Annotated in this window: 19 protein-coding genes; 14 read left to right on the top strand and 5 right to left on the bottom strand. The window is 62.9% G+C overall.

Translation table 11 applies throughout. From position 1 onward, the window contains the following. Positions 1-202: 202 nt before the first annotated feature. Complete coding sequence (locus GGD53_RS28540) at positions 203-2,152, bottom strand: ABC transporter ATP-binding protein/permease (protein ID WP_184460074.1); 1,950 nt, start codon at positions 2,150-2,152, stop codon at positions 203-205. 92 nt (positions 2,153-2,244) lie between these two features. Then, positions 2,245-3,144 carry a GntR family transcriptional regulator gene (locus GGD53_RS28535; RefSeq protein ID WP_184460073.1) on the bottom strand — a complete coding sequence of 300 codons (900 nt, stop codon included), beginning with the start codon at positions 3,142-3,144 and terminating at the stop codon, positions 2,245-2,247. A 234-nt stretch (positions 3,145-3,378) separates the two neighbouring features. Here GGD53_RS28535 and GGD53_RS28530 point away from each other — a divergent pair, with 234 nt between their 5' ends. The 7 genes from GGD53_RS28530 (at position 3,379) to GGD53_RS28500 (ending at position 11,554) form a co-directional block, all read left to right on the top strand. Next, positions 3,379-4,881: a UxaA family hydrolase gene (locus GGD53_RS28530; RefSeq protein ID WP_184460072.1), complete on the top strand. Its 1,503-nt coding sequence runs from the start codon at positions 3,379-3,381 to the stop codon at positions 4,879-4,881. Positions 4,882-4,928: 47 nt separating this feature from the next. Next, the gene (locus tag GGD53_RS28525; protein ID WP_184460076.1) at positions 4,929-5,948 is read left to right on the top strand and encodes an aldo/keto reductase; all 1,020 of its coding nucleotides are present in this window, start codon (positions 4,929-4,931) and stop codon (positions 5,946-5,948) included. A 9-nt stretch (positions 5,949-5,957) separates the two neighbouring features. Then, complete coding sequence (locus GGD53_RS28520) at positions 5,958-6,404, top strand: RbsD/FucU family protein (RefSeq protein ID WP_184460071.1); 447 nt, start codon at positions 5,958-5,960, stop codon at positions 6,402-6,404. A gap of 208 nt (positions 6,405-6,612) precedes the next feature. Beyond that, positions 6,613-7,602 (top strand): ABC transporter substrate-binding protein, encoded by a 990-nt coding sequence (locus GGD53_RS28515; RefSeq protein ID WP_184460070.1) that lies wholly within the window; start codon positions 6,613-6,615, stop codon positions 7,600-7,602. A 103-nt stretch (positions 7,603-7,705) separates the two neighbouring features. Further along, positions 7,706-9,259 (top strand): sugar ABC transporter ATP-binding protein, encoded by a 1,554-nt coding sequence (locus GGD53_RS28510; protein ID WP_184460069.1) that lies wholly within the window; start codon positions 7,706-7,708, stop codon positions 9,257-9,259. Between the two features lie 74 nt (positions 9,260-9,333). Further along, positions 9,334-10,308: an ABC transporter permease gene (locus GGD53_RS28505; RefSeq protein ID WP_184460068.1), complete on the top strand. Its 975-nt coding sequence runs from the start codon at positions 9,334-9,336 to the stop codon at positions 10,306-10,308. A gap of 226 nt (positions 10,309-10,534) precedes the next feature. Continuing rightward, the gene (locus GGD53_RS28500; protein WP_184460067.1) at positions 10,535-11,554 is read left to right on the top strand and encodes a zinc-binding alcohol dehydrogenase family protein; all 1,020 of its coding nucleotides are present in this window, start codon (positions 10,535-10,537) and stop codon (positions 11,552-11,554) included. A gap of 357 nt (positions 11,555-11,911) precedes the next feature. Here GGD53_RS28500 and GGD53_RS28495 read toward each other — a convergent pair whose 3' ends face one another. Together GGD53_RS28495 and GGD53_RS28490 are read right to left on the bottom strand one after the other, a co-directional pair. Beyond that, a complete protein-coding gene (locus GGD53_RS28495) occupies positions 11,912-12,637 on the bottom strand; it encodes a copper homeostasis protein CutC (protein ID WP_184460066.1) in 726 nt (241 codons plus the stop codon). Beyond that, complete coding sequence (locus GGD53_RS28490) at positions 12,634-13,875, bottom strand: LysR family transcriptional regulator (RefSeq protein WP_184460065.1); 1,242 nt, start codon at positions 13,873-13,875, stop codon at positions 12,634-12,636. The genes GGD53_RS28495 and GGD53_RS28490 overlap by 4 nt, the downstream gene beginning before the upstream one ends. A gap of 412 nt (positions 13,876-14,287) precedes the next feature. Between GGD53_RS28490 and osmF the strand changes: the two genes are divergently transcribed. From osmF to GGD53_RS28460, 6 genes are all read left to right on the top strand, one after another. Beyond that, on the top strand, positions 14,288-15,196 hold the full coding sequence (gene osmF, locus GGD53_RS28485) for a glycine betaine ABC transporter substrate-binding protein OsmF (RefSeq protein WP_184460064.1): 909 nt from the start codon (positions 14,288-14,290) through the stop codon (positions 15,194-15,196). Positions 15,197-15,266: 70 nt separating this feature from the next. After that, a complete protein-coding gene (locus GGD53_RS28480; RefSeq protein ID WP_184460063.1) occupies positions 15,267-16,433 on the top strand; it encodes an ABC transporter permease in 1,167 nt (388 codons plus the stop codon). Further along, positions 16,430-17,374 carry an ABC transporter ATP-binding protein gene (locus tag GGD53_RS28475; protein ID WP_184460062.1) on the top strand — a complete coding sequence of 315 codons (945 nt, stop codon included), beginning with the start codon at positions 16,430-16,432 and terminating at the stop codon, positions 17,372-17,374. The genes GGD53_RS28480 and GGD53_RS28475 overlap by 4 nt, the downstream gene beginning before the upstream one ends. Beyond that, positions 17,371-18,120 (top strand): ABC transporter permease, encoded by a 750-nt coding sequence (locus GGD53_RS28470; protein WP_184460061.1) that lies wholly within the window; start codon positions 17,371-17,373, stop codon positions 18,118-18,120. Before GGD53_RS28475 ends, GGD53_RS28470 begins: the two co-directional genes overlap by 4 nt. A gap of 47 nt (positions 18,121-18,167) precedes the next feature. Further along, a complete protein-coding gene (locus GGD53_RS28465) occupies positions 18,168-18,563 on the top strand; it encodes a VOC family protein (RefSeq protein WP_184460060.1) in 396 nt (131 codons plus the stop codon). Positions 18,564-18,628: 65 nt separating this feature from the next. Next, the gene (locus tag GGD53_RS28460; protein WP_184460059.1) at positions 18,629-21,085 is read left to right on the top strand and encodes a glycoside hydrolase family 2 protein; all 2,457 of its coding nucleotides are present in this window, start codon (positions 18,629-18,631) and stop codon (positions 21,083-21,085) included. Positions 21,086-21,465: 380 nt separating this feature from the next. On the opposite strand, the gene GGD53_RS28455 is transcribed toward GGD53_RS28460, so the two are convergent. After that, positions 21,466-21,858 carry a PRC-barrel domain-containing protein gene (locus GGD53_RS28455; RefSeq protein ID WP_085776800.1) on the bottom strand — a complete coding sequence of 131 codons (393 nt, stop codon included), beginning with the start codon at positions 21,856-21,858 and terminating at the stop codon, positions 21,466-21,468. A gap of 259 nt (positions 21,859-22,117) precedes the next feature. Between GGD53_RS28455 and GGD53_RS28450 the strand changes: the two genes are divergently transcribed. Further along, the gene (locus GGD53_RS28450; RefSeq protein WP_184460058.1) at positions 22,118-23,818 is read left to right on the top strand and encodes a long-chain fatty acid--CoA ligase; all 1,701 of its coding nucleotides are present in this window, start codon (positions 22,118-22,120) and stop codon (positions 23,816-23,818) included. The last annotated feature ends 35 nt before the right edge of the window (positions 23,819-23,853 follow it).

Below are 23,853 nucleotides of genomic sequence, written 5' to 3'. Positions count from 1 at the left end.
GCCGCCTCCCGTCAATCCAAGCCGGCCAAAACCCAAAACATCGCCAAACCAAATGGCTTTCTTTTATGCCTGACAATTTCCCCGGACAGCCCTGCGCGAGCGGGGAGAGGGTTAGGGAGAGGGGCAAGCCATCGGCGCAAACCGGATAGCCGTGGCATAAGGCCGAGCATGACGTCCCGGGTTTTGCAGTGGTTCGTCAGCTTTAGCGACGGTTGTCCAAAACCCGCAGGATCAGGTTTCGTCTGCCCTTGCGCTGGACGAGATCGATATCGCTGACGAGCTTGGCGCCGCCCTCGCGCCGCTCCAAGGTGATCTTGCGGCTGTGGAAGGCTTCCAGCTCGGCGCGATGCGCCACGCTGATGATGGTGACGGTCGGCAATTCGTCGATCACCATCTCCATCATCCTGTCCTGGCTCTTCTCGTCGAGTGCCGAGGTTGCTTCGTCGAGCACGATGATATCGGGGGTGTGCAGCAGCAGCCGTGCGAAGGCGAGCCGTTGCTTTTCGCCGCCTGACAGGATCTGGTCCCACGGCGCGTCTTCCTCGATCTTCTCGCTCAGATAATCCAGCCCCACCTTGGCAAGGGCGGCCTTGATTTCCTCCGGCGTCCAGCTGTCGGCGGCGCGGGGGTAGGCCACCGCGCGGCGAAGCGTGCCGGACGGGATATAGGGCCGCTGCGGCAACATGAACAAGCGCCGGTCACCGTGGAAGTCGACGCTGCCGTGACCCCAGGGCCAAAGACCGGCGATGGCGCGCACCAGCGTGCTCTTGCCCGAGCCGGATTCGCCTGCCACCAGCACACGCTCGCCCGGCGCGATCTCGACCTGGGTTTCTTTGACCACCGCGGTGCCGTCGTCGAGAGACACTGCGAGATCGTTGAGGTTCAGGATCGCATTGTCCTTGGTTTCACCGTGCCTGATGCGTCCCAGAACGTCGCTCTGTTCGGCGCGCTCGAGCCCGTCGAGCGACATCATCAGCGAGGCGACGCGCCGCGCGCAGGCGTTCCAGTCGGCAAGACGCGGGTAGTTGTCGACCAGCCATCCGAACGCCGTCTGAACGATGGCGAAGGCGGAGGCAGCCTGCATGACCTCGCCAAGCGTCATGCCGCCGGCGAGAAATTTCGGCGCGCATAGCAGGAGCGGCACGACAGGCGCAATCAGCATCGACCCGTGCGAAACGAAGGTCGTACGCATGTGCTGGCGCGCAAGCAGCGCCCATTGCTTCAGCACATTGGAAAATGTCTTGTCGAGATCGCTACGCTCCTCTTCCTCGCCGCCGAGCAAGGCGATGCTTTCGCCGTTTTCGCGCACACGGGTCAGCGTGTAGCGAAGCTCGGCCTCGACCTGGTTCTTGACCTCCGAGACCTGGACGAAATGGCGGCCGATGACCGCGATCACGGTTGAGGTGATCACGGCATAGAGAACCGCGGTGACGACGAGAAAACCGGGGATGGTGATGGTCGACCCGGCGATCGGCAGCGTGAGCGCTCCGCCGATCGTCCACAGCACGACGATGAAGGTCGAGGCCGACAGAAAGGCGGCTATGACGCCGGCGATGAAATCGACCGGCGCTTCGGTGGCGATCCGCAAATCCTCCGAGAGGCGCGCCTCAGGATTCTTGTGGTCGCCGCCGATGAGGTTCAGCTGATAATAACGACCGTTGGCCAGCCAGCGCGTGATCACCGCCTTCGTCAGCCAGGAGCGCCAGCGGCGCTGGATCATCATGCGAACATAGACTTGCGCGGTGACAAGCGCGACGCTTCCGAGCACAAGCGGCACGAAGACGGCGCTGAGATAATAGACGGTGCCGGCGTCGTGTCGCTCTATGGCGTCGAAGATGCCGCGGTTCCAGCGATTGATCCCATATTGGAAGCCGACATTCATGCAGATCATCGTCAACAGACCGATCGAGCACGGCCAGGCGAGCTTGTCGCCACCACGGCCCCAGTAGCGGCGGGCGCTGATCCAGAAACGCCTCAACAAATATCGCTTGCGCGCCTGCTCGGCCTCCTCGGGCGTGAGCTTCTGACTTGGTTCGATGACATCTGGCGGCGGCGCGGTCTCGACAGTCGATGCCTTCTCCTGGCGCGACTTCTCGGCACCGTCCTGCTCGGTGCCATCGACCGATTTCGGGTTGAGTGTGACGTCGGTCATAAGCACGATAACGGCTTACAAATCAGAAGGTTTCATGACGCCGGCGTCAATGTGGCGCTCGCATGAACCCGACGGCTGCCGGCATAGGCGGCTCAGACGTTATCGTTCATAGTCTGCGGCAGCGATTGCAGCAGGGTCTGTCGGGCGGAGCGCAGGTGCACGCGGCAGGCTTTGCCGATCGCTGCCTGGTCGCCGGATTCCAGTGCGGCGATATAATCCAGATGTTCGTGGATGGCGCGCTCGTTGCGCTCGCGGGCGGCCGTCTTGTTCCACTGGTAATGATAATGGAAGATGATGGCGATCGCATCGTAGAAATCGGCGATGAAGCGGTTCTTCGAAGCGCGGTGGATCAGCAAGTGAAAGCGCTCGTCGAGGACGGAGAAGTCCTTGAAACGCTGGTTGATGTCGGCCAGCATGGAAAGATGCTCCTCGCGCATGGCGGCAAGATCGATCCACGCTTGATTGTCTTTGGGAAGCCGGCCGAACTCGGCGGCGGAGTGCAGTTCGAACATTTCTCGGACATCGGCAAGCTCGAGCGCGAATTCGCGGGTGAAGCCCTTCAGCGTCCAATGGCTGTTCGGCCGCTTTTCGATCAGGCCGAAGCGGGAGAAGCGGATCAGAAATTCGCGCACGCTCGTCGTGCCGGTGCCGATCTCGCGGGCAAGCTCCAGTTCGTTGATCTGCATGCCGGGGGCAGCGTCATCGGCAAGGATGCGCCGCATGAAGCTGCGCTCGATGATGTCATGCAGCGAATCCGTCTCTTCGGAGGGAAAGAGGTCGCGGTCGGTTGGCTCGCGCAGCACGATCTTCTGACGTTTGTTCCAGCGGATGATGCCTTCATCGCTGAGGCGGGTGAGGATGGCACGCGCGGTGGAACGGCTGACGCCGAGCTGGGCGGCGATCTCCGGTTCCGACGGCAGCGCCGTATCCGTGCGCAGGGCCGCGGCATACCTGTTGTAGGCTTCCTTGAAGACCGTATTCTGCCTTGCCATCAGATCCCCCGCTTTCCGCCCGCGTGCCGGTTTCCGTTCCGCTTCAACAACGAAACGGCGCCCGACCGGAGCTTGTTGAAAAAACCATTAGCGTATTTCCGATCGTCTGCGGCGCATTGCCTCCCTCGTCCACAGGATCAATATTCCCGTTGACTTGAAAATGTTTATTGTAGATAAAAAACAAAATCAATCGCATTCGCCGATGCAGCGAGCGTTTCCTTCAGGGAGAAGAGATTGGACAAACAGCCTTGGATCATCCTGTCGGCCGGCGACAATGTCGCGGTCGCAACGTCCGCCATCGCCGAGGGCTCGACGGTTGCCGGCATTGCAGCCCGCCAGAAGATCGAGCCGGGCCACAAGGTGGCGATCGCCGATATTCCGCTCGGCTCCGCCGTGGTGAAATACGGACAGGCGATCGGCCGCACCACCGCCGAGGTCAAGGCCGGCGACCATGTGCACAGCCATAATCTGCATTTCGAAAACGACCGGCTGGCCGCCACCGCCAATTCGGCGCCGGCAGAAGCAACCGCAGAGGACAAGGCGCGCACCTTCATGGGCTATCGCCGCGCCGACGGGCGGGCGGCGACGCGCAATTATATCGGCATCATCGCCAGCGTGAACTGTTCCACCACCGTCTGCCGGGCGATCGCCGACGAGGCGAACCGGACGATCCTGCCGCATTATGACGGCATCGACGGTTTCGTGCCGATCGTGCATGACCAGGGCTGCGGCATGAGCTCGACCGGCGACGGCATGAACGTGCTGCACCGGACGCTTGCCGGCTATACCAGGCATGTCAATTTCGGCGGCGTGCTGATGATCGGGTTGGGCTGCGAGGTCAATCAGCTGACGCTTTACGGCCAGAGCGGTGCCGGCGCCTCGAAGCGGCATTTCAACATCCAGGACGCCGGCGGCTCGCGCCGCGCGGTCGAGCGCGCCATGGGCGTGCTGCGCGAGATCGCCGCCGATGTCGGCAAGGAGAAGCGGGTGCCGATCTCGATCGGCGAGATCATCATCGGCCTGCAATGCGGCGGCTCGGACGGCTTTTCCGGCATCACCGCCAATCCGGCGCTCGGCGTCGCCGCCGATCTCCTGGCGGCGGCGGGCGGCACGGCGATCCTGTCGGAGACTTCGGAAATCTATGGTGCCGAGCATCTGCTGCGCAGCCGCGCCGTCAGCGACGAGGTGGCGAGAAAGCTCGACGAGAAAATCGCCTGGTGGGAAGACTATGTCGCCCTGCACGGCGCCTCGCTCGACAACAACCCGTCGCCCGGCAACAAGCGCGGCGGTCTCACCACCATCCTGGAAAAGTCGCTCGGCGCCGTCGCCAAGGGTGGCCGCTCGCCGCTGACGGCGGTCTATGGCTATGCCGAGCGGGTGACCGCGCCGGGCCTCGTCTTCATGGACACACCCGGTTATGACCCGGTCTCGGCAACCGGCCAGGTGGCCGGCGGGGCCAACATGATCGCCTTTACCACCGGCCGCGGCAGCTGCTTCGGCTGCCGGCCGGCGCCGTCCTTGAAGCTGTCGAGCAATTCGGCCCTCTATGCCTCGATGGAAGAGGACATGGACATCGATTGCGGCACGATCGCCACGGGTGATGCGACGATCAGCGGCAAGGGCCGCGAGATCTTCGACCTGATCGTCGACACGGCCTCCGGCAAGAAAACCAAGAGCGAGATCTTCGGTTACGGCGATAACGAGTTCGTGCCTTGGCATCTCGGCGCAACGCTCTAGATTGCGATGCTAAGCTTTTGTTTTTATGTAATTCCCGAGGGGGCATGATGAAGACGAGACGGATCGGCAAGACCGGGCTTGAGGTGACCGAGATCAGCTACGGCGCAGCTCCCTTGGGTGGTCTCTACCGCGATTGCCCGCGCGAGCAGGCGATGGAAACGCTGCAAGTCGCCTGGGACAGCGGCATCCGCTATTTCGACGTCGCGCCCTGGTACGGGCTTGGCCTTGCCGAACGGCGCGTCGGCGATTTCCTGCGCGACCAGCCGGACGGCGCTTACGTGCTGTCTACCAAGGTCGGCCGGCTGCTTCGGCCGGTGCCGACGGGGACGGTGCCGGATTACAGCTATGTCAATCCGCTCTCCTTCGATGCCGATTACGACTATTCCTATGACGGCATCATGCGCTCAGTCGAGTTCAGCTATGCGCGCCTCGGCCTCAATCGCATCGACATTCTCTACGTCCACGATATCGGCGTCTATACGCATGGCGCGGCGAAGAACGCGGTCTATCAGAAGCAGCTGCTCGATTCCGGCGTGAAGGCGCTGGAAGAGCTCAAGTCTTCCGGCGCGATCTCCGCCTTCGGCCTCGGCGTCAACGAAGTGCCTGTCTGCCTCGACGTCATGCGCCATGCCGATCTCGACTGCATCCTGCTTGCGGGCCGCTATACGCTGCTCGACCGTTCGGCGGTCGACGAACTGCTGCCGCTCTGCCGGCAGAAGGGCACATCGCTCGTCGTCGGCGGCGTCTTCAACTCCGGCATTCTCGCCACCGGCCCGGTGCCGGGCTCGCATTTCGATTATATGCCGGCCGATGCGGACGTGCTTGCCAAGGTCGGCGTTATGGAGGCGATCGCCAAGCGTCACGGCGTGCCGCTCGCGGCCGCCGCCATGCAGTTTCCGCTGCGCGACCCGATCGTCGCCTCGGTGCTGATCGGTACGGCGAAACCGTCGAGCCTGACGCGCAACATGGAGACCGTCGCGCCGCCGCTAACCGACGAGATCTACGCCGAATTCGAGCCCTATACGCTCACCGCGCCCCCGCTCGGCGCCGAAGCCGTCCGAGTCTGAGGAGACACTATGCTGAGAGGTATTCATCCGCTGCTCGGGCCCGACCTGCTTCACGCGCTGAAGACGATGGGACATGGCGACGACATCGTCATCGCAGACGCCAATTTCCCCGCGGGCTCGATGGGCCCGCCGGTCATCCGCGCCGACGGCGTCAGCGCCACCGCGATGGCCGAAGCGATCCTGACGCATATGCCGCTCGACACTTTCGTGCCGGAAACTGCGTGGCGGATGGAGGTGGTCGGCGACCCGCAGGCCGTGCCCGAAGTCTGCGCCGAGTTCCAGCAGATCGTTTCGAAGCGCGCCGGCGATTTCCGCATTGTCCCGGTCGAGCGCTTCGCCTTTTATGCGATGGCGCGCAAGGCCGCCTACATCGTGGCGACAACCGAATTCCGGCTGTACGGCAACCTGATTTTAAAAAAGGGCGTCGTGCATCCACATGAGGTTGATCTCGGCTGACACCTATTTTAGGTTATCGTGGTATTGAAATAAAATCAGATGCTTGGGAGGAGTTTTCCATAGCAAAAAAGCTGCATTGACACCCTTGCAATTTGATTGCGCCTCGGCTAGCTTCTGCCTGCAAATGTTTTTTATCGATAAAAACCCTCCGCCAGCGTTCAGCGGTCCGGTTTATTGGAGGAGAACGCATCCTGAGAGGAGAACCCTTATGACTATCGTGAAATCCCTTCTGTCGCGCCGCGCCTTTACCGCGCTCGCGGGTGCCGCCGTCATCGCCACGGCGATGCCGGTCACGTCCTTTGCCGCCGACGTGACGATCCCGATCATCGTCAAGGACACCACGTCCTTCTACTGGCAGATCGTTCTGGCCGGCGCCCGCAAGGCCGGCAAGGATCTCGGCGTCAACGTGCCGGAACTCGGCGCCCAGGCAGAATCCGACATCAACGGCCAGATCAGCATTCTCGAGAACGCCGTTGCCGGCAAGCCGGCCGCCATCGTCATTTCGCCGACCGAATTCAAGGCGCTCGGCAAGCCGATCGATGAAGCCGCCAAGTCGGTTCCGATCATCGGCATCGACTCCGGCGCCGACTCCAAGGCATTCAAGTCGTTCCTGACGACCGACAACGTCCAGGGCGGCCGCATCGCTGCCGATGGTCTTGCCGCCGCGATCAAGGAGATGACCGGCAAGGAAGAAGGCGACATCGTCATCCTCACCAATCTTCCGGGCGTCGGCTCGCTGGAACAGCGCCGCGAAGGCTTCCTGGATCAGATCAAGACCAAACATCCCGGCCTCAAGGTCATTGCCGACAAGTACGGCGATGGCCAGGCAACGACCGGCCTCAACATGATGACCGACCTGATCACGGCAAACCCGAAACTCGTCGGCGTCTTCGCTTCGAACCTGATCCTGGCGCAGGGTGTCGGCCAGGCGATCGCCGAAAACAAGCTCGGCGACAAGATCAAGGTCATCGGCTTCGACAGTGACGACAAGACGGTCGGCTTCCTCAAGGACGGCGCTATTGCCGGTCTCGTCGTTCAGGACCCCTATCGCATGGGTTATGACGGCATCAAGACCGCGCTTGCCGTCTCCAAGGGCGAGAAGGTTCCGGAAAATGTCGACACCGGCGCCAACCTCGTGACCAAGGCTAATATGGCCGATCCGAAGATCGATGCGCTGCTGAACCCGAAGATCAAGTAATAGAACAAGATGGCCGCGCCGGCTCAAAAACCGGCGCGGCTTTTTTCATCCATGGTATGATTCACCCGGGATGGAGCAGACGCGACAAGAGGAGGAGAGGTCCATGATCGGACTGGAAGAGGTCAGTCATCGCCATGATGACAGCGCCACGCTGAAAGAAGCCAATCGTATTCCCGCCGGATCGCCTATCCTCGAACTCAAAGGCCTGCAGAAGAATTATGGTCATGTGCAGGCGCTGAAGCCGGCAACGCTGACCTTCCTCGCCGGAGAGATCCACGCCATCGTCGGCGAAAACGGCGCCGGCAAATCCACCCTGATCAAATTGTTGACCGGCGTCATCACTCGCACGGCCGGCGAGGTGCTGTGGTGCGGCCATCCGGTGGGGCTGTCGACGCCGAATGAGGCGATCGCCCGCGGCATCAACGCCGTCCACCAGGAAGTGGTGCTCTGCCCACACCTGACGGTCGCCGCCAATCTCTTCCTCGGCGACGAGGTCAACCGCTACGGCCTGATGCGCAAGAAGCAGATGGAGAAGATGGGCCAGGCCGTGCTCGACGATCTCGGCTTCGGCTTGCCGGCCGGCGCGCTTCTAAGTTCGCTGACGATCGGCCAGCAGCAGCTGGTGGCAACGGCGCGCGCGGCGATGCGCGGCACGCAGTTCCTGATCTTCGACGAACCCACCGCTTATCTCACCCGCCAGGAATCGGCGCAGCTGTTCAAGCTGATCCGCCGCCTGCAGGGCGAAGGCGTCACCATCGTCTATATCAGCCATCGCATGGAGGAGGTCTTCGAACTGGCCGACCGTGTCTCGGTGCTGCGCGACGGCACGCATGTCGGCACGCGGCTGATCGGCGAGACCAACGATGCCGAGCTGATCGCTTTGATGATCAACCGCTCGATCGAGCAGATCTACCATAAGGAAGAGATCGCCTTCGGCGAGACGATCGTCGAGGTCAAAGGCCTTTCGGGTCCGGGCTTCGAGGACGTGTCGCTCAGCGTCAAATCAGGACAGATCGTCGGCCTCTATGGCCTGATCGGCGCCGGACGTAGCGAATTCGCGCTCGGCCTTTATGGGCGCCAGCCGACAAGCGCCGGCGAAATCCACTGGATGGGCAAGCGCGTCGACATCCGCAACGAACGCACGGCCATGGAGCTCGGCATTGCTCTGGCGCCGGAAAGCCGGCGCGACCAGGGGCTCTGCCTCAATCAGTCGATCGGCCTCAATATCAACCTGCCGGTCTTCGGGCGCCTCAGCCACGGGCCGGTCATCAACCATACGCGGGAATCGGCGAATGCCGACAATCAGATCCGCAATCTCAGCATCAAGACGCCGAGCCGGCGCGTTCCGGCCTCCAGCATGTCGGGCGGTAACCAGCAGAAGATCGTCATCGGCAAGTGGCTGAGCCACGGCGCCAGGCTGTTCATCTTCGACGAACCCACAGTCGGCGTCGACGTCGGCACCAAGGCGGAAATCTACCGGCTGTTCGCCAAGCTTCTGAAGGAGGGCGCCGGCATCATCCTGATCTCCTCCTATCTGCCCGAGGTCTACGAATTGGCCGACCGGCTGCATGTCTTCCGCGGCGGCAGGATCGTCGCCAGCCATGATTATCACGCGGCGACGCATGAAGAAGTGCTCAGCGAAGCGATCGGCGTCTGAGCGCGAGACAACAAAGAGATAGAGCATTTCCGCGGTTCGGAAAAATCGGAAAGGCTCTAAGAGGGAGAAAATTCATGACTGCCACCCCCACCGAAATCGTCGCGCCGCCGCCGCGCCGGAAAATGAACATCCTGTTCGGCCTGACGCTGATCGGGCTCTTGATCTTCCTCTGGGTCGTGCTTGGGCTGGTCACCCCGAGCTTCTGGACGCCGCTCAACATCTCGAACCTGCTGCGTCAGGGGGCGATGACGGCGATTCTGGCGCTCGGCCAGACCTTCGTCATTATCACCGCCGGCATCGATCTGTCGGTCGGCGCCATCGTCGGCTTCTGCACCGTCATCATCGCCTGGCTCCTGCAGGCCGGCGTGCCGCTCTGGGGCGCGATCATGCTGACGCTCGCCATCGGTGTCGCGATCGGCGCCTTCCACGGCTTCGGCATCGTGCATATGGGCCTGCCGCCGTTCATCATCACGCTGGCAACGCTGACGTCGCTGCGCGGCATCGGCCTGCTGATCACCAACGGCTCGACGATCAGCATCACCGACGAGAGTTTCAGCAATTTCGCGCGGGCCGATTTCCTCAGCATTCCGAGCCTGTTCTGGATGGTCATCCTGGTGGCGGTGCCTTCCTTCGTCTTCCTGCATCTCAGCCGCTGGGGCCGCTATCTCTTCGCCGTCGGCTCGAATGCGGAAGCCGCGCGCCTTTCCGGCGTCAACGTCAAGGGCATGATCTATCTCGCCTATATCCTCTCGGCCGGCTTTGCCGCCTTCGTCGGCGTGCTGCTTGCCTCGCGCATCGCCATCGGCAATGCGACGCAAGCCGACGGCTGGGAACTGCAGGCAATCGCCTCGTCGGTCATCGGCGGCACCAGCCTGTTCGGCGCGGTCGGTTCCGTGCACGGCCCGCTGATCGGCGCCTTCATTCTCGCCACCATCAACAACGGCGCCAATCTTCTGAACGTCAACTCCTTCTGGCAGCGCATCATCACCGGACTGCTGATCATCGTGATCGTGTTCTTCGACCAGCTGCGGCGCCGCAAGAGCAATTGAGCGACGAGAGAAAGCGGCCTGCCCCTCATCCGGCTGCCGCCACCTTCTCCCCGCCCGCGGGGAGAAGGGACCGGGCCGCAACCTTTCGGTCCCTCGCCAACGTCTCGCTGGGCACGTCCCTTCGCCCGGTTTACGGCAGCGCGTTAGGGTGAGGGGCAGCTATCCGCACAAACCGAACAGCAGTTGGCACGACACAGAGTAAAGAACGAAGAATGCGAGACCCGTCATGAAAGCAGTTGTTTGCCGGGAACCCGGCGTACTCGACATCGTCGAACGCCCATCACCCGCCGCACCGGCGCCCGGCTGGGTGCGGTTGGCCGTCAGCCATGTCGGCATCTGTGGCACCGATTATCATATTTTCGAGGGCAAGCACCCTTTCCTCGAATATCCCCGGGTGATGGGGCATGAGATCTCGGCGACGGTGATCGAGGCGGGCGACGGTGTCGCGCTTGCGGCCGGCACATCCGTCATCGTCAATCCCTATCTCTCCTGCGGCCAATGTGTCGCCTGCATCAAGGGCAAGCCGAATTGCTGCACCAACATCAAGGTGCTCGGCGTCCATACCGACGGCGCCTTCTGCGAGGAGATTTCGGTTCCGGCCGGGAACCTCTATGCCGCCGAGGGCCTCAGCCTCGAGGCGGCGGCGACAACCGAATTTCTGGCGATCGGCGCCCATGCGGTGCGCCGCTCGCTCGCCGGCGCCGGCGCCCGCTCGCTCGTCATCGGCGCCGGGCCGATCGGACTCGGAGCGGCAATCTTCTCGCGCATCGCCGGCCATGACGTGACCCTGCTCGATACCAGCGCCGAACGGCTGCAGATGGCAGCCGAACGCTTCGGCTTCACGTCAGGCATCGTCGCCAGCGAGGTGACGGCGGATGCGGTCAAGGAAAAGACCAATGGCGACGGTTTTGACGTGGTGTTCGATGCGACGGGTTACGGCCCGTCGATGGAAAAGGCCTTCTCCTTCGTCGCCCATGGCGGCGCGCTGGTGCTCGTCAGTGTCGTCAAGGACGACATCCGCTTCTCCGACCCCGAGTTCCACAAACGCGAGATGATGCTGATCGGCAGCCGCAACGCCACCCGCGTCGATTTCGAGCATGTAGCGGATTCAATCGCGAAGGGGCTGGTGCCGGTAGACAAGCTCATCACCCATCGCACGACGCTTGCCGACGCACCGCGCGACCTCGCCCGCTGGGCGCATGAGAAGAGCGGGCTGATCAAGGCGGTGATCCGGGTTGGTGGGTAGGTAATTCGTGGCCGCCGACGTTCTCACAATGGGACGTGGGAAACGGAGACGGTGCGGCATATCCCCTTCTCCCCAGCGGGGAGAAGGTGGCCCGAAGGGTCGGATGAGGGGGCCACACGGAACACCTCTCACGTTCAAAACTATCCCGCACGCAGCGGCACACGATCGAAGGATACCGTCGCCGTCGGCGGCCGGTGACCTTATCGGAAAGACCGGCGTTGGCGGCCCCCTCATCCGCCCTACGGGCACCTTCTCCCCGCTGGGGAGAAGAGGGAATCGAGAGGTCGCTGCTTGTCCCTTCGCCCCGCATGCGGGGAGAAGGTGGCGGCAGCCGGATGAGGGGCGGGTCACGGCCCTCTAACCCACCGCCTCAATCGCCTTGCGCATCTCCCTGACCACTTCAACGTCCGTCTTGTTCGCACTCTTCGCCTCGAAACCAAACGCCACCGCGCGCGGATGGGCGCTTTCGACCGGCGAGCTGCAGGAGCCGTGCACATCGCGGGCGCCGGTCGCACGGAGAATTTCGCCGACATTGGCGGGGCGGATGCCGCTGCCGGGCATGATCGAGATGCGGCCGGCCGCTTTCTCTGAAAGACGCTTCAGCGTGTCGATCCCATCGGCGGCCTTGACCGCGCAGCCGGAGGTGAGGATGCGTTCGCAGCCGAGTTCGATTGCTTGTTCCAGCGCCTGGTCGGCATCCGGCACCAGGTCGAAGGCGCGGTGCAGCGTCGAACCGAGGCCGGCGGCATGCGCTTTCAGCCGGTGGAGCAGCGGCAGGTCGAGCGTGCCGTCTGGGCGGTTGGCGCCGATGACGACGCCGGCGAGGCCGGCGGCGCGCACGGCCTCGATATCGAGCATCATCGCCTCCTCGTCGACGCTGTCGAAAATGAAGGGGCCGGCATGCGGGCGGATCATGGCATAGACCGGAATCGGCGCCCGGGCGGCAATCCGCATCAGGCTCGGCAGCGGCGTCAGACCACCGAGCTCCAGCGCCGAGCAGAGCTCGATGCGGCCGGCGCCGCCCTCGATTGCGGCGGCAAGGCTCGCGGCGCTGTCGACGCATACTTCCAGCAAAATCGTCACGCTGCAGTCTCCCTGGCCCCGTCGACCTGCTTTGTGATGTACGCGGCAGGTTCCGAGGTCATTCTGGCGGCCGCGGCGATAATCATCTCGCAGGCATCGGCAGCGGCTTTTCGATGGTTGAAGGCGACGTGATAGGACATCGGCAGACGCTCGTCGAGATCGACGATGCGCACCTTGTCGGCGATCGGCATGGCGCTGACGCGGCCGAGGAAGGAGACGTAGCCGTGATTGGCGACGAGGTCGACGATGACAGGCAGCGAATCCGCCGCGGTGATATCCCGGCTGCGCAAGCGCCGGTCGGGTGCGCGCTCGTCGCTGAAGACCATGGCCGCGTGGCCGAGGCCGGTGCGCGGGCTCGGCGTGCAGATCGCATGCGCGGCGACGAGTTCGGCGGCCGAGGTTTGCGTGCTTTCAAGCGGTGCGATCACCACCATGTCGGTCTGCAGCAGTTCGCGATGCCGGAAGTTTTCGAGGCCGAAGACCGAATCCAGGATCGCGACATCGATGCGGCCGCTCTTCAGCGCCTCGCGCAGGTCGTCGGCGGTCATCGAGACCAGCGAGATCGCATTATTGCTGCGGTGCGCATTCCACTCGGAAACGAGCAAGCCTAAGCAGCGCGCCACCCAGCTTTCCGATCCGGTCGGGATGATCGAGCCGATGCGCAGCGATCGGGCGGTGCGCCGGTAGCGCTCGTCTGCGGCCGATTTCAGATCGTTCCACGCCTGGCTGATCGCCATGAAGATCTGGTAGGCGTGCCGGCCCTCCTCCGTCAGCACCGAGCCCTGCGCCTGCCGCTCGAACAGGCGGCGACCGAGAAATCGCTCCAGATTGGCGAGCTGCAGCGAAAGCTGCGGTTGGCCCAAGTGAAGGCGGCGGGCAGCGCGGTTGATGCTGCCTTGGTCGGCCACCTCGAGAAAGCGCTCGATCGCAACGATCTTGACGGGAATGCGCGACGCCCAAGCCTCGACCGTCCCGGCGCCGGCGTCATGGCCGGCTAATTTGCCGAGTTCGCCGATCGCGACCGTAATCGGCTGCAGGCCTTCGAGCACCCCGCCGCCGGCGATCAGCGTCACCAGTTCGCCGGAAGCGCGTTCCGTCAGTTTCATCGCCAGTTCGCTCTCGGCATTGCGGATTGCCGCAGACACGGTGGACGGCGACAGCTGGAAGCGGCGCGCGGTCTCGCGGACCGAACCCGACGTCAGGACGTGGTGCGTTATGAACAGGGCGCCGAGATGCAAAAGGCGGGCTCCGGAAAGCACTGGAAAAACCGGACGATATGACGTGTTCGCGAAAAAAGATATCCCTGCCCCGGGAGAGCGGGGCTATCGTCGCCGTCATAAAAATCCGGGCGGCGGAATTCCCGCAACGAGCACCGGACCATCGTGGAAACACGCAAGGGGACAAAAACAAATCGCGCCGGCCTAGGAAAAGGAAATGCGTTTCCGCGCGCGGACATGTGTTCGCCGCCATAATCGTCGGCACGAGCGCAAAATACTGGAGGGGGCTTGCATCGATTTTTCGAGCGTGCACGCTATTTCCATGACGCACGCAATTCGGATGATGGCGGCCTTACCGCCCTCGCCGGCGAATTTCCTGCGCGCAAGCCTTGCCGGCTTGGGCCTCATCACGGTGTTTAAAAGGGGATATTCCATGCTGAAGAAACTCGCACTTGCCGTTTCGCTCTCCGCTTTCGCAGCGGGCGCGGTCCAGGCCGCCGACGTCGTCGTCTCGTCGAAGATCGATACCGAGGGCACGCTGCTCGGCAATGTCATCGCGCTGGCGCTCGAAGCCAACGGCATCAAGACGCAGGACCGTATCGCGCTCGGCGCGACACCGGTGGTCCGCAAGGCGATCACCGCAGGTGAAATCGATATCTATCCCGAATATACCGGCAATGCCGGCTTCTTCTTCAACAAGGCCGATGACGCAGCCTGGAAGAACATCGACCAGGGTTACGAGCTGGCGAAGAAGCTCGACTACGACGCCAACAAGATCGTCTGGCTGACGCCGTCGCCGGCTAATAACACCTGGGCGCTCGCCGTGCGCAATGACGTCGCCGAGCCGAACAAGCTGAAGAGCCTGACGGACTTCGGCAAATGGGTCGCCGGCGGCGGTGCTGCCAAACTTGCGGCTTCTTCCGAATTCGTCAATTCGGCCGGCGCGCTTCCCGCCTTCCAGACGACTTACGGCTTTCAGCTGAAGCCCGACCAGATGGTCGTTCTTTCCGGCGGCGATACGGCAGCGACGATCAAGGCGGCCGCCGACCAGACGAACGGCGTCAACACCGCCATGGTCTACGGCACCGACGGCGCGATCGAAGCAGCCGAGCTCACCGTTCTTGAAGACGACAAGAACGTGCAGCAGGTCTATGCGCCCACCCCGATCATCCGCGAGGAGGTGCTGAAGGCCAATCCGAAGATCGAGGAAATCCTCTCGCCGATCTTCAAGAGCCTGAGCGCCGACGAATTGCGCAAGCTCAACGCCAAGATCCAGGTGGACGGCGAGCCGGCAAAGTCTGTTGCCGAAGCTTATCTCAAGGAAAAAGGCTTCCTGAAGTAATCATTGCCGCTCCGCCCCGTCGCGGGCGGAGCCTCCCCTGACGTAGGGTCGGCCAGACAGGGTTGGATTGATGGAAGAAAGCTCAACGGTCCGCAGGCTGGATCGGCTCGGCGTGGTTCTGGTGGCGGGCGGCATTGCGGCGACGGCAGTGATGCCCTTCATCTATGTCAAGGCGAACCGCATCGCCGCCGGCAAGCCGATGCTGCTGATGCAGCTTCTTCCCCAGCCCTCCGTGATCGTCCTTACCGCTCTTCTCGTCCTGACCGCCCTCGCCACCTTGTTTCTTCGAAATACCATGGCGCGGCTCATCATTGCCACCCTTTGCCTTGCCGCCCTGATCGCCGCCATCGGCCTGGCCTCGACAGCGGCGACGCCGCCCGGCAGCACGGTAGCGCGCATGACGCCCGGCGGCGGTTTCTGGGTGTTGTTTGCGGTGATCGGGCTCATCATATCGGATGCGCTGGTCAAGATCCGGCTAGCGCCCTGGATGCGGGTGGCAGCGCTTGGCGTCTATACGGCGCTGCTCTTCGCCTTCCTCGCCTCCGGTCTGCTCGACAGCCTCTCGATCATGAAGGAATTCTCGACGCGGTCCGCACAGTTCGAGACCGAGGCATTCTCACATCTGCTGCTGGCGCTCGGCTCGCTCGTTATCGCCATCGTTCTCGGCCTGCCGCTCGGCATCCTGTGCTTCTGGGTGCCGAAGCTCAGGGCCGTCGTGCTGCAGGGTCTGAGCCTCATCCAGACGATCCCCAGCCTGGCGCTGTTCGGTCTGCTGATGCTGCCGCTCGGCTATCTCGCCACCCATGTACCGCTGGCCGCCGCTATCGGCATTCGCGGCATCGGCACGGCGCCTGCCTTGATTGCACTCGTGCTCTATTCGCTGCTGCCGATCGTTGCCAATACCGTCGTCGGCCTGCACGGCGTCGACCCTTCGGTGCGCGATGCGGCGGCCGGCATGGGGCTGACGCGCCGGCAGATCCTTACCGGCATCGACATGCCGCTCGCCTTTCCGGTCATCCTCACCGGCATCCGCATCGTGCTGGTGCAGGCAATCGGCATGGTGACGATCGCCGCGCTGATCGGCGGCGGCGGCTTCGGCATCTTCATCTTCCAGGGACTCGGCCAGACGGCGATGGACCTCGTCCTGCTCGGCGCCGTGCCGACCGTCTTCTTCGCCTTCTCATCGGCCGTCATCCTCGATGCGGTCATCGACAGCATCCGGGGACCCGCCGCATGAGCATGATCGAAATCAGCAACGTCACCAAGCGCTATGGTGCGGCGACCGTCGTCGACAAGGTCTCGATGAAGGTCGAGAAGGGCGAGATCACCGTCATCGTCGGTACATCGGGCTCCGGCAAATCGACGCTGATGCGGATGATCAACCGGCTGGTGCCGATCACCGAAGGCGAGATCTTCGTCGGCGGCCAGAATGTGATGGACGTCGAGGTGACCGAGCTTCGCCGCCGGATCGGTTATGCCATCCAGGGACACGGGCTCTTCCCACACCGGACCGTGGCGCAGAATATCGCCACCGTGCCGCAGCTGCTCGAATGGGATTCCAAACGCATCGCGGCCCGCGTCGAGGAACTGCTCGGGCTTTTCAACCTCGATCCGGCTGAGTTCGCCGACAAATATCCGCACCAGCTTTCCGGCGGCCAGCAGCAACGCGTCGGCGTCGCCCGGGCGCTCGCGGCCGAGCCGGAACTGCTGTTGATGGACGAGCCGTTCGGCGCGCTCGATCCGGTCATCCGCGGCAAGGCGCAGGACGACCTGCTGGCAATCCAGAAGCAGTTCGGCACGACCATCATCCTCGTCACCCACGACATGGACGAGGCCTTCCATCTCGGCAACCAGATCGCGGTGATGAGCCAGGGCCGAATGCTGCAATGCTCGACGCCGGAAAAGATCCTGACCGAACCGGCCGATCCCTTCGTGCAGCAATTGACCGGCACCTCCGACCGGGCGCTGAAGCTGATGTCGCTGCTGCCGCTGAAGGAGAGCATGGAGCCGGCCAAGACCGGCCTCGCCTATGCCCTGCCGCAATCGCTCAGCCTGCGCGATGCGCTGGCCGAAATGATCTGGCAGGGGGTCGACGAGGCGGCCGTGCAGGATAATGCGAAGGCACCGGTCGGGTCGATCTCGATGAGCCGGCTGCTCGAACTGGGCCGCAAGGCATGAAACTCCTCGTCGCCAATCTCTTCCGGCTGGCCGCACTCGCCCTGCTGCTCGTCCTGCTGTTCAGGACGGAGTGGCTTTCCTTCCTGTTTACGCCGCTGACCAGCAACAATGCGCCCGCCGTCTATACGCAGAACAGCCTTGCCTCGCTCGCGCTCGGACATCTGCAGCTCGTCGTCGGCTCGATCGCCTGCAGCGCCGTGCTTGCCGTTGTCGGCGGCATCTTCGTGACGCGGGAAAGCGGCGCCGACTTTCTGCCGCTGTCGCGTGCCATCGCCAATGCCGGCCAGACCTTCCCGCCGGTCGCCGTGCTGGCGCTCGCCGTGCCCGCCACCGGCTTCGGCGCCATGCCGACGCTGATCGCGCTCTTCCTCTACGGCCTGCTGCCGATCTTCGAAAACACCGTCGCCGGCCTGAAACAGGTGTCGCCGCAGGTGCTCGACGCCGCCGACGGCATGGGCATGAACGGCACGCAACGGCTGCTGCAGGTCGAACTGCCGCTCGCCCTGCCGCTGATCCTCGAAGGGCTGAAGGTCGCGACCGTCATCAATATCGGCACGGCGACGATCGGCTCGACGGTGGCGGCCAAGGGCCTCGGCGAGGTGATCATCGCCGGGCTGATATCGGACAATACCGCCTTCATCCTCCAGGGCGGGCTGATCGTCGGCTTGATGGCGGTACTGATCTATGACGCCATGGGCCTCCTCGAAGGTGCGATCACCCAAAGAATCGGCTTGCGCCCGGCGTAAGAGGACCGCTACCAAGGCTGCGGTGATCGATTGAACGGGAGGCTGCCTTGGCGAAGATGATACACTCCATGATCCGCGTTCTCGACGAGGCGCGCTCGGTCGAATTCTACGGCAAGGCCTTCGGCCTCTCGGTCGCCGACCGTGTCGATTTCGACACCTTCACGCTGATCTATCTGAGCAATGCCGAGACCGGCTTCGAGCTGGAGCTGACCGTCAACAAGGGCCGCGCCGAACCCTATGATCTCGGCAAAGGCTATGGCCATCTCGCCGTCTCGGTCGAAGAAGTCGCCATCGAACGCGAGCGCATGGTGAAACTGGGGCTCAAACCGGGCGAGCTGGTGGAGCTCAACCGCGACGGCAAGTTGTTCGGCCTGTTCTTCTTCGTCAGCGATCCCGACGGCTACAAGATCGAGGTGCTGCAGCGCCACGGGCGGTTTCTCTGACGGCGCGCGATCTTCCGACCCAACCATAATTCCACAGCTTCGAGCGGCATAATCAGGAGCCCGCCATGATCGAGAAGACCGCGCTCAATTCCGGCTGGACGCTCACCTGCAACGATACAGGAAGACCCGACCTGCCGGATGCGATGCCGGCGACAGTGCCGGGATGCGTCCATACCGACCTTCTCGCCAGCCGGTTGATCCCCGACCCGTATATCGATGTCAACGAGATCACCAACGACTGGATCGGCAGGGCGGACTGGATTTATCGCTGCCGCTTCGAGGCGACGCGGGACGATAGCAGGGTGCAGGAACTCGTCTTCGACGGGCTCGATACGATCGCGGTCATCAGCCTCAACGGCGAAGAGATCGGCCGGACATTCAACATGCACCGCACCTACCGTTTCGATGTTTCAGGACTGCTGAAGGCGGGCACCAACGAACTCTCCGTCACCTTCCGCTCCGCCTACGCCTATGGCGCAGAGATGGAAAAACATTACGGCTACCGGCCCAACAACTATCCGGGCCCGGGCAATCTGATGCGGAAGATGGCCTGCAATTTCGGCTGGGACTGGGGGCCGACATTGGTGACGGCCGGTCTCTGGAAGCCGGTCAGGCTGGAGAGCTGGAATCGGGCGCGGCTCGCCGAGACGCGGGTGTCGGCCACGCTTGCCGGCAGCGACGGCTTGGTAAAAGTGTATGCGAGGCTGGCGCGCCACGGCAGTGTTGGGCCATGCCGGCTGGTTGCCGCAATCGGCGGCGTGACGACGGCGGTGGCGGTGGCCGCCAGCGAAGACGAGGTGTCTTTCCAGGTCATCCTGCCCTCGCCGCAGCTCTGGTGGCCGCACCATCTCGGCGCGCAGCCGCTCTATCCGCTGACGCTCACGCTGATCGACGAGGCCCGCGGCGATCGGCTCGACAGCTTCGAGCGCGAGCTCGGCTTCCGTTCGCTCAGGCTCGACACCTCGGCCGACGAGCACGGCTCGTCCTTTACCTTCGTCATCAACGACGTGCCGCTGTTCATCGCCGGTGCCAACTGGATCCCCGACGATTGTTTCCCGTCGCGGGTGACGGGTGAGCGTTACGCCGCCCGGATCGAAGAGGCAAAGGCCGCCAATATCCATATGCTGCGCGTCTGGGGCGGCGGCATCTTCGAGCGCGACGAATTCTACGAAGCCTGCGACCGCATGGGCATGCTGGTCTGGCAGGATTTCCTCTTTGCCTGCGCCGCCTACCCGGAGGAGGAGCCGCTTCGAAGCGAGGTCGAGGCGGAGGTGCGCGACAATGTCGTGCGGCTGATGCCGCATGCCAGCCTGATCCTCTGGAACGGCAACAACGAGAATATCTGGGGCTTCGACGAGTGGGGCTGGCGGCCGATCATCAAGGTCGGCGAAAGCTGGGGGCTCGGCTATTATCTCGACCTGCTGCCGAGGCTCTGCAGCGAGCTCGACCCCGATCGGCCCTATTATCCCGGCAGCCCCTATTCAGGCTCGATGGAGATCGAACCGAATGCCGACGGACATGGCTGCAAACATATCTGGGACGTCTGGAACGATGTTGGCTACGAGGTCTACCGCAACTACATCCCGCGTTTCTGCTCCGAATTCGGCTGGCAGGCGCCGGCAACCTGGGCGACGATCGAAGAAAGCGTGCATGATGAGCCGCTGACGCCGCAATCGAACGGTGTGTTCCACCATCAGAAGGCGACGCAGGGCAACGACAAGCTGATCCGCGGCCTTGCCGGCCACCTGCCGGAACCAAAGACGATGGACGACTGGCACTTCGCCACCCAGCTGAACCAGGCGCGCGCCATCCGCTTCGGCATCGAGCACATGCGCTCGCATCGTTCTATCTGCAAGGGTGCGGTGGTCTGGCAGTTCAACGATTGCTGGCCGGTGACCTCCTGGGCCGCGCTCGACTCGGCCGGACGCCGCAAGCCGCTCTGGTATGCGCTCAAGGCCGCCTACGATCCGCGTCTGCTGACCGTCCAGCCGCGCGACGGCGGACTGGCGGCGGTCGCCGTCAACGAGAGGACGCTGTTCTGGCGGGCGAAGATCAGCGGCAGGCGTTTGAAGCTCGACGGGACCGTGCTTGCAGAATTCGAGTTCTGGCGCCTGCTCTGCGATCGGTTCGAGTCCAAGGAATTTCCGCTGCCTGAGGACATCGTCAGGCCGGACTTACCGAATGACGAGGTGGTTGTCGTTGAGATACTCGACAGGCGAGCGTTTCACTATTTCGTCGAAGATATCGATCTCGCCCTGCCCGCGCCGCGGCTTGCGGTCGAGGTCACAGCGATCGACGGCGGTTACGCGGTCAAGGTGACGGCGCAGAATTTCCTCAAGGATCTCTGCCTGATGGCGGACCGGCTGGATCCGGATGCGGTCGTCGATTCGATGCTGGTGACGCTGCTGCCGGGCGAGAGCCATGTGTTTTCGGTGAAGACGGCGAAGGTGATTGAGGCTGATGACATCGTCGTCGGTACCGTGCTACGGTCGGCTAATGATCTCGTCGCGGGGCTGCGATAAAGGCTGCCGCAACGTCTCGATTCCCTCTTCTCCCCTCGGGGAGAAGGTGCCCGTAGGGCGGATGAGGGGGCCGACGACGCCGGTCTTTCCAATATAGAGCCATGCGGAATGACTGCGGCTGGATCGTGTTAATCGTAATCAAGACGCTGGAGAATAGCGCTGCCGTTGGCATTCCCGAATAGGTTTTTACATGAGGATGTGCCCTGTAGCCCCCTCATCCGCCTGCCGGCACCTTCTCCCCGAGGGGAGAAGAGACTATGCCGTGAGCTCCCCGTTCCTCGCAACCTGCGCAAGGCACGTCCCTCTCTGTCATCCCGGAAACACACCAAAAAGGCCCCGCCTCCAACGGGGCCCTTCCATCTCGGTCCATCGAACGATGGTTACATCCAGTAGGGCGGCACGCCGTAATAATCATACACCCGGCGGCCATTGTCGTTGTACCAGGTGTCGTCATCGTCCGAATAGCTGGGTGCGCCTTCGATCTGCTCCTTGGTCAGGTCGATGCGATAGCCGTCCAGCTGGGTGTCGTAATTCAGCTTTTCCCAAGGCAGCGGATAGTGGTCGTGACCAATGCCCAGGAAGCCGCCGAAGCTCAGCACGGCATAGGCGACGCGGCCGTCGCGCTTGCCGATGATCAGGCGTTCGATCGAGCCGATATGCCGGCCATCAGGGCCATAGACTCGGGTGCCTTCGACGCGGTCGCTGGCGATCAGCGAATGCGTTTCCTTGGTGTTCGGGTCACGGCGGCTGGCGTCGGTGTCCTGATTCAACATTTGAACCTCCTTTTTGGTGTTCCTCATAGTTGGTATGAAAGGTCAACGCCATGACGGACTCAAAGTTCCCTGCCCTTTCCACGACCACACAACCGGCAAATGTTGACGTTTACGTCAAGGTTAGTATAGCGTCATACGGCTTGAACCGTTCAGGCAATGGCATAAGCTGCCGGACTGGAAGATGGAGGATGCTTCCGGTCAATGAGAGCCAGTCGATCACGGCTCGACCGGCGCGGCGGCCGCAAGGGAGAGAGACACGATGAGCAGCATTTCCGTCCATCCGAACGGAGCAAAAGCCGACAAGCCGTGGCTTGGCACCTATCCCGATGTGGTTCCGGCCGAACTCCCGGCGCTGGAATATGCCTCGCTTGCAGAACTTTTGGAAAAATCCTGCGCCCGTTACGCCGACCGAACGGTTTTTTCCAGCATGGGCAAGGCGATGAGCTACCGTGAGCTCGAGAGCCAGACGCGCAAGGTCGCCGCCTGGCTGCAGAGCATCGGCCTCGAGAACGGCGACCGCGTCGCGGTCATGATGCCGAATGTCCTGCAGAACCCCGTCGCCACCTATGCGATCCTTCGGGCCGGCCTGGTGGTCGTCAACGTCAATCCGCTCTATACGCCGCGCGAACTCGAACACCAGCTGCGTGATTCCGGCGCCAAAGCGATCTTCGTTTTGGAGAATTTCGCCCGCACCGTCGAACAGGTCCTCAACAAGACCGATCTGCGCCATGTCGTCGTCACCTCGCTTGGCGAAATGCTGGGGCCGAAGGGGCTGATGGTCAATTTCGTCGTGCGCAAGGTGAAGAAGCTCGTTCCCTCCTGGTCGATCCCGCAGCATAAGAGCTTCGGTCAGGTGCTCAGCGAAGGCGCAAAGAAAAGTCTCCAGCCGGTCACCCTTGCGGGCGGCGACATCGCCTTCCTGCAATATACCGGCGGCACGACGGGCATTGCCAAGGGCGCCGTGCTGACACATCAGAACCTGCTCGCCAACAAGCTGCAGCTGTCGCTCTGGCTGCGATCGGCTTTCCAGCGCAAGAAACAGCCCGAGGTTCTGAACTTCCTCTGCGCCCTGCCGCTCTACCACATCTTCGCGCTGACGGTGAATTCGCTGATGGGCATGTCGCTCGGCGCCCACAATATCCTGATTGCCAACCCGCGCGACATTCCCGGCCTCGTCAAGGAATTCGGAAAGTCGAATATTCATATCTTCCCCGGCCTCAACACGCTGTTCAACGCGCTGATGAACAACGCCGAATTCGCCAAGCTCGATTTCTCCTCGCTGATCATGTCGCTTGGCGGCGGCATGGCTGTCCAGCGCCCGGTCGCCGAACGCTGGCTCAAGATGACGGGCACGGCGGTGACAGAGGGCTACGGCCTTTCCGAGACATCGCCTGTCGCCACCGCCAACCGCTTCGATTCGCCCGAGTTCACCGGCTCGATCGGCCTGCCGCTTCCCTCCACCGAACTCGACATCCGCGACGAGGAAGGCCGTTCGCTGCCATCAGGCGAAATCGGCGAGATCTGCATTCGTGGGCCGCAGGTGATGGCCGGCTACTGGCAGAAGCCGGAGGAAACGGCGCGGGTGATGACATCAGACGGCTATTTCCGCACCGGCGACATGGGCTTCATGGACGAGCGCGGCTATACCAAGATCGTCGACCGCAAGAAGGACATGATCCTCGTCTCCGGCTTCAACGTCTATCCGAACGAGATCGAGGAAGTCGCCGCCATGCATGCCGGCATCCTTGAGGCGGCGGCGATCGGCGTGCCGGACGGGCATTCGGGCGAGGCGGTCAAGCTCTTCGTGGTCAAGAAGGATCCGAACTTGACGGAAGCGGAGGTGAGGGCCCATTGCATCGCCAATCTCACCAACTACAAGCGCCCGCGCTTCATCGAATTCCGCACCGAACTGCCGAAATCGCCTGTCGGCAAGATCCTGCGAAAGGATCTGCGCGGCTGAATTTGACAGTGTGATGAAATTAAAGCCATCCGCTC

Origin of the sequence: Rhizobium aethiopicum, from assembly GCF_014197535.1 — a bacterium.
Taxonomy (GTDB): Bacteria; Pseudomonadota; Alphaproteobacteria; order Rhizobiales; family Rhizobiaceae; genus Rhizobium; species Rhizobium aethiopicum_A.
This window is presented reverse-complemented; position numbering and strand designations above follow the sequence as displayed.